This is a genomic window from Nocardia sp. NPDC052001, assembly GCF_040680615.1.
GTDB lineage: Bacteria > Actinomycetota > Actinomycetes > Mycobacteriales > Mycobacteriaceae > Nocardia.
The window spans coordinates 1,022,566-1,037,528 of sequence record NZ_JBFAXC010000002.1 but is presented as its reverse complement, the minus strand read 5'-3'; the positions used below and the strand labels follow the sequence as shown (position 1 = coordinate 1,037,528).

Genomic DNA, 14,963 nt, shown 5'->3' with positions numbered 1-14,963 from the left:
GTTGTTCCCGATGATCTTCACGCCGATTCTCGACAGTGGCAGATGACCGAATGAGAAGAGGGATTGCCGTGAATGACAAGTCGTCCGTTCTGGTGCTCGGCGGCACCGGGAAGACCGGCCGCCGGGTGGCGCAGCGGCTGCAGGAGCTCGGTGTGCCCACCCGCATCGGATCACGGACCGCCACACCACCTTTCGACTGGGAGAACCCGGCCAGTTGGGCGCCTGCGCTACTGGATGTGCGGGCCGCGTACGTGAGCTTCCAGCCCGATCTCGCGGTGCCCGGGGCCCCGCAGGCGGTGCGGGCGTTCGGTGAGATGGCGGCGACGGCCGGAGTGCAGCGGCTGGTACTGCTCTCGGGTCGCGGTGAGGAGGAGGCGCAGCAGGCCGAGAAACTGCTGGCCGAGACCGGCCCGGAACTGACGGTGGTGCGCTCCAGCTTCTTCGCGCAGAACTTCACCGAAGGTCAATTCGCACAGGGGATTCGGGACGGGCAGTTGATCCTGCCGGTCGGCGCGGTGCCCGAACCATTCATCGATATCGAGGATATCGCCGACGTGGCGGTCGCCGCGCTCACCGAGGACGGGCACGGCGGCAAGATCTACGAGGTGACGGGGCCGCGCCTGCTCACCTTCGCCGAGGCGGTGGCCGAAATCTCCGCCGCCACCGGACGTTCCATCGACTACGTGGAGGTCACCCCGGACGAGTACGGTGCCGCGCTGACCGCCGACGGTTTGCCCGCGGATCTGGTGGAGTTCCTGCTCTACCTGTTCACCACGGTGCTGGACGGTCGCAATGCTCGCATCGATGACGGCGTGCGGGAGGCTCTCGGCTGGGGCGCACGCGATTTCGGTGATTTCGCCCGCGCCGCCGCGGCCACCGGTGTGTGGGACGAGTCGCCGCGATGAGATCCATTCGCACCATCAGCCTCGTCACCGCCGCGATAGTCACCGGTCTGATGGCGGGCCTGTTCGCGGGGTTCGCCTACGCGGTGATGCCGGGCCTGAAGCGCAGCGGTGACGCGGCGTTCATCGAGGTCATGCAGAACATCAACGCGGCGATTCTGAATCCGCTGTTCATGACGCTGTTCATGGGCGGGCTCGCGGTGGGATTGGCTGCGGTGGTGACCAATTGGCGCACCGGTGATCCCGCCGTGCGGTATTGGACGCTCGCCGCGTTCGCCTGCTACGTCGTGATGTTCGCGATCACGGCGGGGGCGAATGTGCCGCTCAATGATCAGCTGGCCGCGGCGGGCGATCCCGCGACCATCGCCGATCCGGCCGCGGTGCGGGAGAAGTTCGAAGGACCGTGGGTGGCCTGGAATATCGCTCGCGCACTGGTGAATACGGCGGCGCTGGGATGTTTCGCGGCGGCGCTCCTGCGCGCCGGGCGGGCGACCCGCTGAAACGGTGCGCCCGGAAGCACACCGTTTCCGGGCGCACTACAGGCTGAACGCCACCGAACGCAGCACCAGCGCGACAATGAAAACGATCGTGAACGCGAGATCGATGGCGAGCCCGCCCGCGCGCAGCGGCGGCAGCACCTTGCGCACGGGTGCGATCACCGGTTCGGTCCACTTATGGGTGAAGGTCCGTGCCTTGTACGCCCAGTCCGGCGGGCTGCCCGCCACCGCGATCCAATCCAGCACCATGCGCGCGAGCATCAGCACGATGAATGCCGTCAACAGCCATCCGAGCACTCCGCCGATGAGACTCATGACCAACTCCTTCGTGGTGGCCGGATCGGCCGATGTCGCAGATCGTAACGCCCGGTTCGCGCACCGAACGGTTGAGCGGACGGTGTGTCAGGTGCGGGGCTCGCGCCACATCGGCCACAGCAGTGGGCCGCCGTCGGTGGCATCGATCTCGCCGGTCACCTCGAAACCGAAGCGCTCGTAGTAGGGAACGTTCGCGGCCTTGCTGGATTCCAGATATGCCGGAAGTCCTTCGGCATCACAGCGATCCAATCGCGCGTTGAGCAACGCCTTGCCGTAGCCCCTGCCCCGTCCGGCGGGCAACGTGCCTATGGAGGCCAGGTACCAGTGCGGCCGATCATGCGGATGCGCCGTCGCCATGATTTCGGCCATGCGCCCGGCTGCGATGACCCTGCTCCGAAATGCGCGAATCAATCCGGGCATCGCCCGCAGACTACTTCGATCACCCGGGTAACCGGGCGGCTCCCATATGGCCGCGCCGACCATGGTCCCCGTATCGTCGATCGCGACATCGATACCGCCGTGGTCGATGCGCTCGTATTTGGCCAGGGTGGCGAACATGACGGCGGCGCGCCGCGCCCGGGAGGCGTCATCGGGTAGCAGCCAGGAGACGATCGGATCATCGGCGAAGGCGATCCCGAGTACCCGGGCAAGAGTGGGAATATCCGAACGCTGGGCCTGACGCACGGTGATCTCCATTTCCTCACCGTACTGGCGGTGTCCGATTCGCGCCCGCAACACCGGGTGGCCGGCACGCGACAATATGGACATCGACCGCGGTACGGCAGGGGAGTGGAATGGCTACGAGGACAGCACGATACGCGGGAGTTGCGCTCTGCTGCGCGGCACTGGGCTTGTCCGGATGCGCCAGCAACTCGACTGATTCCGGGCATTCGTCGGCACCGCCGCCCAGCGACACCGGGGTCGCCGCCCGGGTCTCCCCTTCGCCGAGCACGGGCGGCGCGCCATCTGTCCTGCCCACCTCCCCGCCGACCACCTCCACCGCACCCGCGCCGTGTGGCAACGGCCAGGTCGTGGTGGACGCGACGATCATGTCGCCCGGTATGGGGCATCGCGGTGTGCGCCTGAACTTCTCGGCCGCCCGGGACAGCCGGGCGTGCACATTGACCGGATATCCCGGGGTCGATACGGGTGCCGGTGGTCCGCTACTGCATGCCGAACGCACCCCGCGCGGATATATGGGCGGGCTCCCCTCCGGTACCGACATTCCACCGACGGTGGTCCTCGACGCCGCTCACGGCGCGCAGGCCGTCGTCGAGGGCGTCGCGTTCGACGACAGCGGCACCCAGTGCGCCACCTACACCGATCTGCGGGTCACCGCACCGAACACCACCGATACGGTGACCGTCGCCGCGCGGATCGACACCTGCCACCTACAGGTTCATCCGGTTACCGCCCCGCAGTAGCCGAATCCGATGCGGTGGCCAGCGTGCGGGTGGCGTCGTGGTCGTGGGTCGGGATCACAGCGGCGAACTCGCGCGCCAGATGTAGTCGATGCAGGGTCTTGAAGGCCAGATCGCGGTCCGTGTCCACGAAATTGCCTGGGAACGCCGACTTTTGGCGAATCTGCTGGACCTGCAACTCATGCCAGGCCGCATCACCGGCCAGCAGGATCCAGCCGCGTTCGGTGAACGCGAGGATTCCGATGCTCCCGGGGGTGTGGCCGGGTAGATCGACCAGCACGATGCTGCCGTCACCGAAGAAATCCCGACTGCGGGTGAAGGTGAGCACGGGCGGGCCGTCCAGCTCGAATTGGCTGACGGGACGGTCCAATAGCGAGTCGCGGACACCACCCACCGGTGCGACCGGACCCGAACTGATCCACTCGTATTCGGGTCGATGCAGGTGGACGGGCAGTCCGGGAAGATCGAGCAGACCGCAGACGTGATCCCAGTGCGCATGTGTCGGCAATGCGAAATCCGGCGCGGGCAGATCGGGTTCCAGGCCCAGCGCGGTGACGGTCGCCAGGGTTTCGGCGGGCGGGCGCACTATGCCCCGCAATGCGGCGGGCAATTGTGCGATGGCCCGGTGTTCGGCGTCCAGGCAGACGCTCGGATCGACCAGGAAGGTCGCATCCGGATGCTGGACCACGAATGTGGTCAGCGAATTGGCGATCCGGCGCGGCCGGAAGGAACCCTCCACCACCATGGCCGTCGGCACCGAACGCGGTGCCTGCGCCAGTGCGGTGACCTTGACCGTACGGCTCGGGGTGGGCAGGCCCGCATCGGTGATCGAGCGCAGGAAACGCTCGTCGACCGGGCGCGGACGGACCATACCGCGCAGCAGACCGGTTGCCGCGGCGCAGCATTGGGCGAAACTGGGGGAACGCACGGGATCCGACATTGGTTGCACTCTCTGTTCGGTGCCCGGAAACCTTGGTCGGTCGCCGGGAGTGCCGAAAGGCTAAAACTTCACGTCGACATGAAGTAAAGAGGCGAATGATGACTACGGCGCAGGACCTGCGGATCGGCGATGCGGCGGCCGCACTCGGGATCGAGGCGCATGTGCTGCGGCACTGGGAGTCGGTGGGTCTGCTGTATCCACCGCGCAGCCCGTCGGGACACCGCAGCTATGACTCCAACACCCTGGACGTGGCTCGGCTCATCCGGCTGCTCCAGCGAACCGGGTTGTCACTGAGCCAGATCCGGCAATTGGGTGTCGGCGCCTGCGATGACAGACAGGACCTGATCGCGGGCAAGCGCGCCGAGATCCAGCGGCAGGTCCTGCTATTGCAGGCCACCGAGCGTTTTCTCGCGCACCTGACCGAGTGCAGTCATCCGGTTATCGCCGAATGTCCCGAGTGTTCCGAATTCACCAGGGCGGATTCGGAACTCCCGCGCCAGCTCAGAGCAGGGTGACCCGAACCGGTGCACCGTGTGCCGGAACATGGGTGATGTTCCGGATCCGGGACCGCTCGCCGGTGACACCCTCGGGCAGCGATAGGCGATAGCGGGTGAGGATCTCGCGCAGTACTGCCGTGCCCTCCATCAGCGAGAAGCCCGCACCGATGCAGCGCCGCACCCCACCGCCGAACGGCAACCAGGTATTGGGCGTGACCGAACCGTCCAGGAACCGCTCGGGCCGGAATGCGGTGGCGTCCGGGAAGTTCTCGGTGCGGCTGTGCGCCAGCAGAATCGAGGTGGACACCACCGTGCCCTTGGGCAGGGCCTGCCCGCCGATGGTCATATCGCGGGTGAGCCTGCGACCGGTCCCCGCGATAATGGTGCGCAGGCGCATGGACTCCTTGAGTACGGCCTCCAGATACTTCTCGTCACCGTCGTGCGCGGCCCGCCGCGCGGCGTCCTGCACCTCGGGATGCATCGCGAGCTCATGGCAGGCCCAGGACAGTGCCGAGGCCGTGGTCTCATGTCCGGCGAGTAGCAGGGTGATGAGCTGATCCCGCAGTTCGGCATCGGAAAGCGGTGTGTCCGAGGGGTTCTCCCCGGATCCGACCGCGAGCAGCCGGGACAGCACATCGGCGCGGTGTTCGAGATCGGGATGTGCGCGCCGCTGGGCGATCTCGCCGTACAGCAGTTCGTTGATGGCGTGCTGGTTCTCGCGGAAGCGCTTCCACGGCCCGCGCCGATCGAGCCACGGATATTTCCAGCCGAAGAAGATGATCGGATTGATATTCACGATCCGGCGCAGTCGCGGTGCGAGCTCACCGCGGCGGCGCTCATCGGTCATACCGAAGACCACCTGCATGATGACGTCGAGGGTGAGCTCGTTCATGCTGTCCAGGGTGGGGACGGTCGTGCCGTTCGCCCATCGATCGATATGCGATTTCGCGATCGATTCCACCAGGGTGCGGTAGCCGCGCAATGAGGATCCGGCGAAGGCGGGCATGAGCAGTCGCCGGGCGCGGGCGTGATCGGCCTCATCGGTGAGCAGTAGCGAATGCTCGCCCATGATGTGCACCAGCAGCCGATTGCCTTCGCCCGCATGCAGATCGGCCGGATCGGCGGCGAAGATCTCGCGAATGTGTTCGGGCCGCGAGAACACCACCACGTGCTCGGAGTACGGCGGAATCAACTTCAGCGAGAAGGTATCCCCGTATTTGCGGGCCGCCGACTGCAATAGCGCACCGCGCCACTTTGCGTACAGTGTCGTCTGGACGATCCTCGGCAACCGGGGGCCCGGTGGATACGCGGTGGTCACAATGCCGATCCCTTCGCTGGGGCCGCTGCGATGCGGCCGCCGGAGACGCTCATTACAGCCTAGAGCGCCGCGCGAATCGGCGGCAGTGCGCAAGCGACTTCGCACCCCGACGCGCCGATACCTATTTCTCGAACGTCACTGTGACGCAGCGGGGTTCGACCCTCGACCCCACCGCATTCGCGCAGCGGCGGGCCAATATCTCGATCTGCTCGACCAATTCCGGTGGCTCGACGACCGTGAAATCGGTATCGATCGAGGTGATCATCCAGGACAGCGCCCACGGTGAATCCGCGCCGACGTGCAGCAGGCAACTCGAATCGTCGACGGCCTCCAAAACGCCCATACCGCTCCAGATTCGGTCCTCGAGCTCGGCGGCCGAACGATGCAGGGTGACGGTGGCCCGATACGGCCAACTGGCGGAGGACAATCGGTGCGATAGGAAGGCCACCACATCACCGTCCGGCGGATCGCGGGGTGCGAAGCGCGGCCCGGTCGGAATGCGCGGGCGCAGCCGATCGACCCGATAGGTGCGCCAGTTCCCGCTCGCGATATCCCACGCCACCAGGTACCAGTGCAGGTTGAAGTTCACCACCGCGTGCGGTTCGACCTCCTTGATCGATTGTCCGCCCGCGTGATTGGTGTAGTCGAAGCGCAGCCGTTCATGGCGATGGCACGCGTCGGACAGCGCGATGAGCGTCTCCGGTTCCACCCGCGGCGCACCGGGTTCCACCCGCACCACCGATCGTTGCAGTCCCTGCAAACGATGCCGCAATCGCGATGGCAGCACCTGTTCGAGCTTGCTCAGCGCCCGCAGCGACGCCTCCTCGATCCCCGTGACCGTGCCGCCGGTGGCGGTGCGCAATCCCACCGCGACGGCGAGGGCCTCCTCATCGTCGAGCAGCAGCGGCGGCAATTGACTGCCCGCGGCGAGCCGGTAGCCGGCCGTGCCCTGCATGGCGTCGACCGGATAGCCCAGCTCGCGCAACCGATCGACATCGCGGCGCACCGTGCGCGGGCTGACGCCGAGCCGTTCGGCGAGCTCCGCGCCCGACCAGTCACGGTGGGTTTGCAGCAGGGACAGCAGGCGCAACAGCCGGGCCGAGGTTTCGAGCATGCCTACAGATTCGCACGCGCTTAGGACCAAGTCTGACCTAACCGATTTCTATCGTTGAGTCATGACCACTTTCGAGCCCTTCCGCATCGATATCCCGGCCGCCGACATCGACGATCTCAATGCCCGCCTCGCCGCCACCCGATGGCCGGATGAGCTGCCCGGCGTGGGCTGGAACTACGGCATCCCCACCGCCTACGTGCGCGAAATCGCCGACTACTGGCGCACCGAATACGACTGGCGCGTCCACGAGGCGGCCCGGAATCGGCTGCCGCAGTTCGTCACCGAGATCGACGGGCAGCGCGTGCACTTCCTGCACATTCGCTCGAAGTACGAGAACGCACTGCCGCTGGTGCTGGTGCACGGCTGGCCGTTCGAGGATTTCACCGAGGTGATCGGCCCGCTCACCGATCCGGTCGCACACGGCGGCAGTCCGGAAGACGCCTTCCACCTTGTCATTCCGACGTTGCCCGGTTTCGCGTTCTCCGGTCCCACCCGGGAGCCCGGTCAGGCCGCCACCGAGCGCAGCGCCGAATTGATCGCGAAACTCATGGCGGCACTGGGCTATACCCGCTACGGCGCGCAGGGTGGTGACGCGGGTTCCTTCATCGCCCCGCATCTGGGTCGCATCGCTAACGAAAATGTCGCGGGCATCCATCTCAATGACCCGATCACCATTCCGGCCTGGGGCGATGACGGCTCCGCCTACAGTGCGGCCGATCAGGAGAAGCTGGCCGCCATGCGGGATTGGAGTAGTCAGGAGACCTCCGGTTACGCGGGTATCCATTCCACCCGTCCGCAGACGCTGGCCCCGGCGATCACCGATTCGCCCGCGGGCCTGCTGGCCTGGATCCTGGATGTGGTCAACACCTACTGCGATCCCGCGAAACCGACGCCCGATGCCGCCATCGACCGCGATCTGCTGCTGACCAATATCGCCGCCCTCTGGTTCACCAACACCATCGGTTCCTCGATGCTGCTGTACAAGGAATCCGGTCAGTGGGGAGCCGATGTCCCGAACTCCGGCGTCCCGACCGGTGTGGCGGTCTTCCCCGGCAATAAGACCGTCCGCGGTGTGGCCGAGAACAAGAACAAGGTCGTGCACTGGTCGGAGTTCGATCGCGGCGGTCACTTCGTCGCGATGGAAACGCCCGACCTGCTCACCGCCGATCTGCGCGATTTCTTCCGTAAGCTGCGCTGACGCGTTCGCCGCACCGGGTGCGGACATGCCGAATCTGCCTGTCCTCCAGCGACTTGGACTAATCGGTCATACAATTCGGCTATGCCCACCAATCGGATCGAGGGGCGTACCGCGGTGTTTGCCGACTGGGCTTGGCAGGCACTGCTGGTCACCGGCATGTGTTCGGTCGGCGTCGGTATCACGCTGGCGGTCTGGCCGAACAAGTCTGTGACGGTCGAGGGGACGCTGTGCGGGCTGGTACTGCTGGCCACGGCCGCGTTCCAGCTGATCGCGGCATTCGGTGCGAATATCGCCACTCCGCTCAAGGTGCTGCAATTCCTCGGCGGAGTGACCGCGCTGTTGCTGGCGCTGTGGTGCATCAACAGCGGGCAGTGGGTGTTGTTGCTGGCCTTGTGGATCGGAATGGGCTGGATGGTCCGCGGTGTGGTGCTGGCGATCACCGCGGCCTGGTCCGATGAGTTCGTGGGGTCGGGCTGGCAGGAGATCATCGGACTGGTCACCGCCGGGGTGGGCATGGTGGTCGCGGTCGGGCCGTTCGAATCGATCGTCTCGCTGTCCATCGCAGTCGGTCTGTGCACCGCGCTGCTCGGGGCCAGCGAGATCTGGACCGCCGCGCGAGTCGAGCACACCGGGGTCGGCGTCACCGCCTGACGTACCGACACCGTCGAAATTCCCTAATTGCCGCATGTTTGCCGGTACGGTTTCCGCTATTCGTGAACTCGTGGGATCCGACCGTGCGACGGAGTCCGCCGCCGGTCCTGGTGAGAGGCGGGATAGATGGCGCGCAGCAGCGGAAATGCCCTCGACGGCGAATTGACCGAGGCGCTCATCCGCTCCCGGCGCTTCTTCACTCGCACCGAGATGTCCCCGGATTTGCGGAGTGAGTATTTGCGGGGTGGTCGGCAGGCGGACGACTTCTATCGCGACCGCTGGTCCCATGACAAGGTGGTGCGCTCTACGCACGGGGTGAACTGCACCGGATCGTGTTCGTGGAAGGTGTTCGTCAAGGACGGCATCATCACCTGGGAGACCCAGGCCACCGATTACCCCTCCACCGGTCCGGACCGTCCCGAATACGAGCCCCGCGGTTGCCCGCGCGGTGCGGCGTTCTCCTGGTACACCTATTCGCCGACCCGGGTGCGCTATCCGTACATTCGCGGAATTCTGCTGGAGCTGTATCGAGAAGCCAAGCGCCGCACCGGAGATCCGGTGCTGGCCTGGGAATCGATCATCTCGGATCCGGAGCTGTCGCGGCGCTACAAGAGTCTGCGCGGACGCGGTGGCCTGGTGCGCACCAGCTGGGACGAGGCCGTCGAACTCATCGCCGCCGCGCATGTGCACACCATCAAGGCGTACGGGCCGGACCGCATCGCCGGGTTCTCGCCGATTCCGGCCATGTCCATGGCCTCGTTCGCGGCGGGCTCGCGATTCATATCGTTGATCGGCGGCGCGATGCTGTCCTTCTACGATTTCTACGCCGATCTGCCGGTCGCCTCACCGCAGGTCTTCGGTGATCAGACCGATGTCCCGGAATCCGGGGACTGGTGGGACGCGGGCTATCTCATCATGTGGGGCTCGAATGTCCCGGTGACTCGCACCCCGGACGCGCACTGGATGGCCGAGGCGCGCTATCGCGGTCAGAAGGTCGTCTCGATCGCACCGGACTACGCCGACAATGTGAAATTCGCCGATGAGTGGGTGGCCCCGCATCCGGGCACCGATGGTGCGCTCGGTTTCGCCATGGGGCATGTGATCCTGCGCGAGTTCTTCGTGGACCGGCAGGTGCCGTACTTCCAGCAGTATGTGCGCCGCTATACCGATCTGCCGTTCCTGGTGCGATTGGACAGCAGCGCGGACGGTTTCCGGCCGGGCAAATTCCTCACCGCCGCGGATCTGCCCGAGTACGCGGACGAACCCAATGCCGCGTTCAAGACGGTGCTGCTCGATGGTGCGGGAAAACCGTTGGTGCCCAACGGCTCTCTCGGCTTCCGCTATGGCGAGGCGGGCGCGGGGAAATGGAATCTGCAGCTCGACGATGTGGAACCGCTGCTGACCATGGACGGTCAGGGCGCGGTGCAGGTGTCGCTGCCGCGCTTCGACACCGGTGATGGTTCGGCCGGCGAGATCGTGCGCGGGGTGCCCGCGTGGACCATCGGCGGGCATCTGGTGACCACGGTGCTCGATCTCATGCTCGCGCAGTACGGCGTGCATCGCCCGGGCATGCCGGGGGAGTGGCCCACCGGATACGAGGACGCCACCCAGCCCGGCACACCCGCCTGGCAGGAGACCATCACCGGTGTTCCGGCGACGGTGGCGGCCCGGATCGGCCGCGAATTCGCCGCCAATGCCGAGGAATCGCGCGGGCGGTCCATGATTCTGCTCGGCGCGGGCACCAATCACTGGTTCCACTCCGACACCATCTATCGGACGTTCCTGGCGCTCACCACCTTGACCGGATGCCAGGGTGTGAACGGCGGCGGCTGGGCGCATTACGTCGGCCAGGAGAAGTGCCGCCCGGTGACCGGGTGGGCGCAGGTGGCCAACGCACTGGATTGGACGCGACCGCCGCGGCAGATGATCCAGACCGCCTACTGGTATCTGCATACCGATCAGTACCGCTACGACCCGTTCAGCGCGGACGCGCTCACGACGACCAATGGGGCGGGCCGGTTCACCGGCCGCTCGACCGCCGATCTGATTGCGCAGACCGCCCGCATGGGCTGGATGCCGTCGTTCCCGACGTTCGATCGCAACCCCCTCGATCTGGTCGACGAGGCGGAGGCGGCCGGGGTCGCACCGGCGGATCACATTGTGGGGCAGCTCAAATCGGGGGATCTGCGGTTCGCCTGCGAGGATCCGGACGAGCCGCGCAACTTCCCGCGCCTGCTCACCATCTGGCGCTCGAACCTGCTGGGCTCCTCCGCCAAGGGCAATGAGTACTTCCTCAAACATCTACTGGGCGCGGACAATTCGCTGCGCGCCGAGGAAGCGCCACCCGAAGCCCGGCCCAAGGACATCGTCTGGCATGACGAGGCCCCGGTCGGCAAGCTGGATCTGCTTGTCACGCTGGACTTCCGGATGACCAGCACCACCATCTTCTCCGATGTGGTGCTGCCCGCCGCCACCTGGTACGAGAAGCATGATCTGTCCTCGACCGATATGCATCCGTTCGTGCACTCGTTCAGCCCGGCCATCGCGCCGCCGTGGCAGACCCGCACCGACTGGGATGCGTTCATGACCATCGGCGAGGAGTTCAGCAAGCTCGCGCGCAAACATCTCGGGGTGCGCAAGGATCTGGTCGCGACCCCGCTGCTGCACGACACCCCCGATGAGATGGCCAATCCGCACGGCATCGTGCGGGACTGGAAAACCGGTGAGTGCGAACCGATTCCGGGCGTGACCATGCCGCGGCTGACGGTTGTCGAACGCGACTATTCCGCCGTATTCGCCAAGATGAGCTCGCTGGGGCCGCTACTGGACAAGCTCGGGGCGACCACCAAGGGCATCACCTACCAGGTGGAGCGGGAGATCGAATACCTCGGCCGGGCCAATGGTCTGGTGCACGGCGGACCGGGTGACGGGCGGCCGTCCCTGCTGCGCGATGTGAATGCCTGCGAGGCGATCCTCGCGCTGTCGGGAACCACCAACGGCCACTTGGCGACTCAGGGTTTCCGCACCTTGGAGAGGCGCACCGGGACGGCGCTGGCGGATCTCGCCGCCGAACACGAGGGCAAGCGCATCACCTTCGCCGATACCCAGGTCGCGCCCGTCCCGGTCATCACCTCACCCGAGTGGTCCGGTTCCGAATCCGGCGGCCGCCGCTATTCGCCGTTCACGGTGAACGTGGAGCGGAACAAGCCCTGGCACACGCTGACCGGCCGCCAGCATTTCTATCTCGACCACGATTGGATGCAGGAGGTCGGCGAGCAATTGCCGGTCTACCGGCCGCCGCTCAATATGACCGCGCTGTTCGCCGAACCGCGGTTGGGTGAGCAGAACGCGCAGGGGCTCACGCTGCGGTATCTGACCCCGCATTCGAAGTGGTCTATTCACTCCGAGTATCAGGACAACCTGCTCATGCTCAGCCTGTCGCGCGGCGGGCCCACCATCTGGATGTCGAACCTCGATGCCGCGAAACTCGGTATCGCGGACAATGATTGGATCGAAGCGGTCAACCGCAATGGCGTGGTGGTGGCCCGCGCGGTGGTGTCGTACCGCATGCCCGAGGGCACGGTGTACATGCATCACGCCCAGGATCGGCTCATCGATGTCCCGCTCGCGGAATCCTCGGGTAAGCGCGGCGGCATTCACAATTCGCTGACCCGGCTGCTCATCAAGCCGACGCATCTGATCGGCGGCTACGCCCAATTGTCCTTCGCCTTCAACTATCTCGGCCCGACCGGCAATCAGCGCGATGAGGTGACGGTAATCCGCCGTCGGAGCCAGGAGGTCCAGTACCGATGAAGCCCATGGCGCAAATGGCGATGGTGATGAACCTCGATAAATGCATCGGCTGCCACACCTGTTCGGTGACCTGTAAACAGACCTGGACCAATCGCGCGGGCGTGGAATACGTCTGGTTCAACAATGTGGAAACCCGTCCGGGACAGGGATATCCGCGTACCTACGAGGATCAGGATCGCTGGCGCGGCGGCTGGGAGCTGACCCGCAAGGGCCGGTTGCGGCTGCGCGGCGGCGGCCGAATGCACAAGCTGTTCACCATTTTCGACAATCCGATTCTGCCGGAGCTCTCGGACTATTACGAGCCGTGGACCTATGACTACGAGACGTTGACCACCGCGCCGGTACAGCAGCACACCCCGGTGGCGCGGCCGAAGTCGCTGATCACCGGCAAGGACACCAAGATCACCTGGTCGGCCAACTGGGACGACAACCTCGGTGGCGCACCGGAACTCACCGGTGGAGACCCGCTGCTCAAACAGGTCGGCGATAAGGTGAAGTTCGAATTCGACCGCACCTTCATGTTCTATCTGCCGCGCATCTGCGAGCACTGCCTGAATCCGGCCTGTGCGGCGTCCTGTCCGTCCGGCGCGATTTACAAGCGCGAAGAGGACGGCATCGTGCTGGTCGATCAGGACAAGTGCCGCGGCTGGCGCATGTGCGTCTCGGGGTGCCCGTACAAGAAGATCTTCTTCAATCACCGCACCGGTAAAGCCGAGAAATGTACGTTCTGCTTTCCGCGCGTGGAGGTCGGGCTGCCGACGGTATGCGCCGAAACCTGTGTCGGCAGACTGCGATACATCGGCGTCATGCTCTATGACGCCGATACCGTCGCCGAGGTCGCGGCCACGCCGGATGAGAAGGATCTGTACGCCGCGCAGCGCGAGGCGTTCCTGGATCCCTTCGACCCCGCTGTGATCGCCGCGTGCGAACGCGCGGGCATGCCGCGCGATTGGGTGCAGGCGGCACAGAATTCACCGGTGTACGCGCTCATTCGCAAGTATCGGGTGGCATTGCCGTTGCATCCGGAATACCGCACGGTGCCGATGGTCTGGTACATCCCGCCGCTGTCACCCGTGGTGGACGCGCTGCGCGATACCGGGCACGATGCCGAGGATCACGGCAATCTCTTCGCCGCCATCGACGCGCTGCGCATTCCCGTGGAGTATCTGGCCGAATTGTTCACCGCGGGCGATCCCGCACCCGTGGACGCGGTCCTGCGCCGCCTGGCCGCCATGCGCAGCTATATGCGCGATATCAATCTGGGCCGCCCGTCGCGTCCGGAGATCGCCGAGCGGGTCGGGATGACCGAGGAATCGCTCTACGATATGTACCGGCTGCTCGCCATCGCCAAATACGAAGAGCGCTATGTCATTCCGACCGCGCACGCGGAACAGGCGCACGGGCTGGAGGAATTGGCCACCGACTGCAGTCTCGACTACGACGGCGGTCCGGGTATGAACGGGTGGGGGCCGTTCGGTGAGAGTTCCGGGCAGCCGACACCGGTCGCGGTGGAGAACTTCCGCATGTTGCAGGACCGGCAGACCGCGGACAGTCCGTCGAGTATGGCGGGTTCGGGCCGGGTGAACCTGCTCAACTGGGACGGCCGCGGCGCACCGGACGGGCTCATGCCGCAGTCGAACGGCGGAAGGCATCGCAAATGAAGCTGACCGATTCGATGCGCTCGGGAGCCTGGCAGGTGCAATCGCTGCTGCTGGCGTATCCCGATGAGAGACTGCTGGATTCGCTGTCGCTGCTGTGCCGCACGACAGCGGCGCTGCCCGAACCGGTCGGTGCGCCGCTGCGCTCGCTACTCGATCATCTCGAGCGCGGTGCACCGCTGGCGCTGGCGACCGAGTACGTCGACACCTTCGATCATCGCAAGCGGTTCAGCCCGTATCTGACCTGGTTCCTGTACGGCGACACCCGCAAGCGGGGGATGGCGCTGCTGCGCTTCAAACAGCTGTATCGCGCGTCCGGGATGGAGCTGGACGACGGTGAACTGTCCGATCATCTCGCGGTCGTGCTGGAGTTCGCGGCCGCACACCCCGAACCCGGCGGACAACTGCTGTGCGAGCACCGCGCGGGTATCGAGGTCATGCGAAAAGCCTTGCGCGAGGCGGGTTCTCCGTGGGCCGGAGTGCTCGATTCGCTGTCCGCGACGCTGCCGCCGCTGCGCGGTGAGGAGAGCACCGCCATCGCCCGGCTCATCGCCGAAGGACCGCCCGGTGAGGATGTCGGGCTCGAACCGTTCGCCCCGCCCACCTATATGCCACAGATGACCGGAGGCCGTCGATGAC

The 14,963-nt window shown here is 65.8% G+C and carries 14 protein-coding genes; 9 read left to right on the top strand and 5 right to left on the bottom strand.

Features of this window, described 5'->3' with window-relative positions:
- The first annotated feature begins 68 nt into the window (after nt 1–68).
- Nucleotides 69–905: an NmrA family transcriptional regulator gene (locus AB0L82_RS13130; RefSeq protein WP_364634664.1), complete on the top strand. Its 837-nt coding sequence runs from the start codon at nt 69–71 to the stop codon at nt 903–905.
- On the top strand, nt 902–1,402 hold the full coding sequence (locus tag AB0L82_RS13125; RefSeq protein WP_364634662.1) for an anthrone oxygenase family protein: 501 nt from the start codon (nt 902–904) through the stop codon (nt 1,400–1,402). The genes AB0L82_RS13130 and AB0L82_RS13125 overlap by 4 nt, the downstream gene beginning before the upstream one ends.
- A 36-nt stretch (nt 1,403–1,438) precedes the next feature.
- Here the strand turns inward: AB0L82_RS13125 and AB0L82_RS13120 are convergent, their stop codons facing one another.
- Together AB0L82_RS13120 and AB0L82_RS13115 are read right to left on the bottom strand one after the other, a co-directional pair.
- Complete coding sequence (locus tag AB0L82_RS13120) at nt 1,439–1,714, bottom strand: YggT family protein (RefSeq protein WP_364634659.1); 276 nt, start codon at nt 1,712–1,714, stop codon at nt 1,439–1,441.
- An 87-nt stretch (nt 1,715–1,801) separates the two neighbouring features.
- A complete protein-coding gene (locus AB0L82_RS13115; protein WP_364634656.1) occupies nt 1,802–2,410 on the bottom strand; it encodes a GNAT family N-acetyltransferase in 609 nt (202 codons plus the stop codon).
- Nucleotides 2,411–2,508: 98 nt separating this feature from the next.
- On the opposite strand from AB0L82_RS13115, the gene AB0L82_RS13110 reads away from it, so the two are divergent.
- Entirely contained in the window at nt 2,509–3,138 is a 630-nt protein-coding gene (locus AB0L82_RS13110; protein WP_364634653.1) for a DUF4232 domain-containing protein, read from the top strand.
- Here AB0L82_RS13110 and AB0L82_RS13105 read toward each other — a convergent pair.
- The gene (locus tag AB0L82_RS13105; RefSeq protein WP_364634650.1) at nt 3,122–4,075 is read right to left on the bottom strand and encodes an MBL fold metallo-hydrolase; all 954 of its coding nucleotides are present in this window, start codon (nt 4,073–4,075) and stop codon (nt 3,122–3,124) included. The genes AB0L82_RS13110 and AB0L82_RS13105 overlap by 17 nt on opposite strands.
- A gap of 98 nt (nt 4,076–4,173) precedes the next feature.
- Between AB0L82_RS13105 and AB0L82_RS13100 the strand changes: the two genes are divergently transcribed.
- Nucleotides 4,174–4,590 carry a MerR family transcriptional regulator gene (locus tag AB0L82_RS13100; RefSeq protein WP_364634646.1) on the top strand — a complete coding sequence of 139 codons (417 nt, stop codon included), beginning with the start codon at nt 4,174–4,176 and terminating at the stop codon, nt 4,588–4,590.
- Here the strand turns inward: AB0L82_RS13100 and AB0L82_RS13095 are convergent.
- Both AB0L82_RS13095 and AB0L82_RS13090 read right to left on the bottom strand, forming a co-directional pair.
- The gene (locus tag AB0L82_RS13095) at nt 4,577–5,890 is read right to left on the bottom strand and encodes a cytochrome P450 (protein WP_364634643.1); all 1,314 of its coding nucleotides are present in this window, start codon (nt 5,888–5,890) and stop codon (nt 4,577–4,579) included. The two genes, AB0L82_RS13100 and AB0L82_RS13095, sit on opposite strands and share 14 nt — an antisense overlap.
- Nucleotides 5,891–6,011: 121 nt before the next feature.
- Nucleotides 6,012–7,004, bottom strand: a complete 993-nt coding sequence (locus tag AB0L82_RS13090; protein ID WP_364634641.1) for a YafY family protein — start codon at nt 7,002–7,004, stop codon at nt 6,012–6,014.
- Nucleotides 7,005–7,065: 61 nt separating this feature from the next.
- Here AB0L82_RS13090 and AB0L82_RS13085 point away from each other — a divergent pair, with 61 nt between their 5' ends.
- The 5 genes from AB0L82_RS13085 (at nt 7,066) to narJ (ending at nt 14,962) form a co-directional block, all read left to right on the top strand.
- Nucleotides 7,066–8,202 carry an epoxide hydrolase gene (locus AB0L82_RS13085; RefSeq protein WP_364634638.1) on the top strand — a complete coding sequence of 379 codons (1,137 nt, stop codon included), beginning with the start codon at nt 7,066–7,068 and terminating at the stop codon, nt 8,200–8,202.
- An 81-nt stretch (nt 8,203–8,283) separates the two neighbouring features.
- On the top strand, nt 8,284–8,853 hold the full coding sequence (locus AB0L82_RS13080) for a DUF308 domain-containing protein (protein WP_364634635.1): 570 nt from the start codon (nt 8,284–8,286) through the stop codon (nt 8,851–8,853).
- Between the two features lie 126 nt (nt 8,854–8,979).
- Complete coding sequence (locus AB0L82_RS13075; protein WP_364634633.1) at nt 8,980–12,666, top strand: nitrate reductase subunit alpha; 3,687 nt, start codon at nt 8,980–8,982, stop codon at nt 12,664–12,666.
- Nucleotides 12,663–14,327, top strand: coding sequence for a nitrate reductase subunit beta (gene narH, locus AB0L82_RS13070; protein WP_364634630.1), 1,665 nt, complete (start codon nt 12,663–12,665; stop codon nt 14,325–14,327). The genes AB0L82_RS13075 and narH overlap by 4 nt, the downstream gene beginning before the upstream one ends.
- Nucleotides 14,324–14,962 carry a nitrate reductase molybdenum cofactor assembly chaperone gene (gene narJ / locus AB0L82_RS13065; protein ID WP_364634627.1) on the top strand — a complete coding sequence of 213 codons (639 nt, stop codon included), beginning with the start codon at nt 14,324–14,326 and terminating at the stop codon, nt 14,960–14,962. The genes narH and narJ overlap by 4 nt, the downstream gene beginning before the upstream one ends.
- The last annotated feature ends 1 nt before the right edge of the window (nt 14,963 follow it).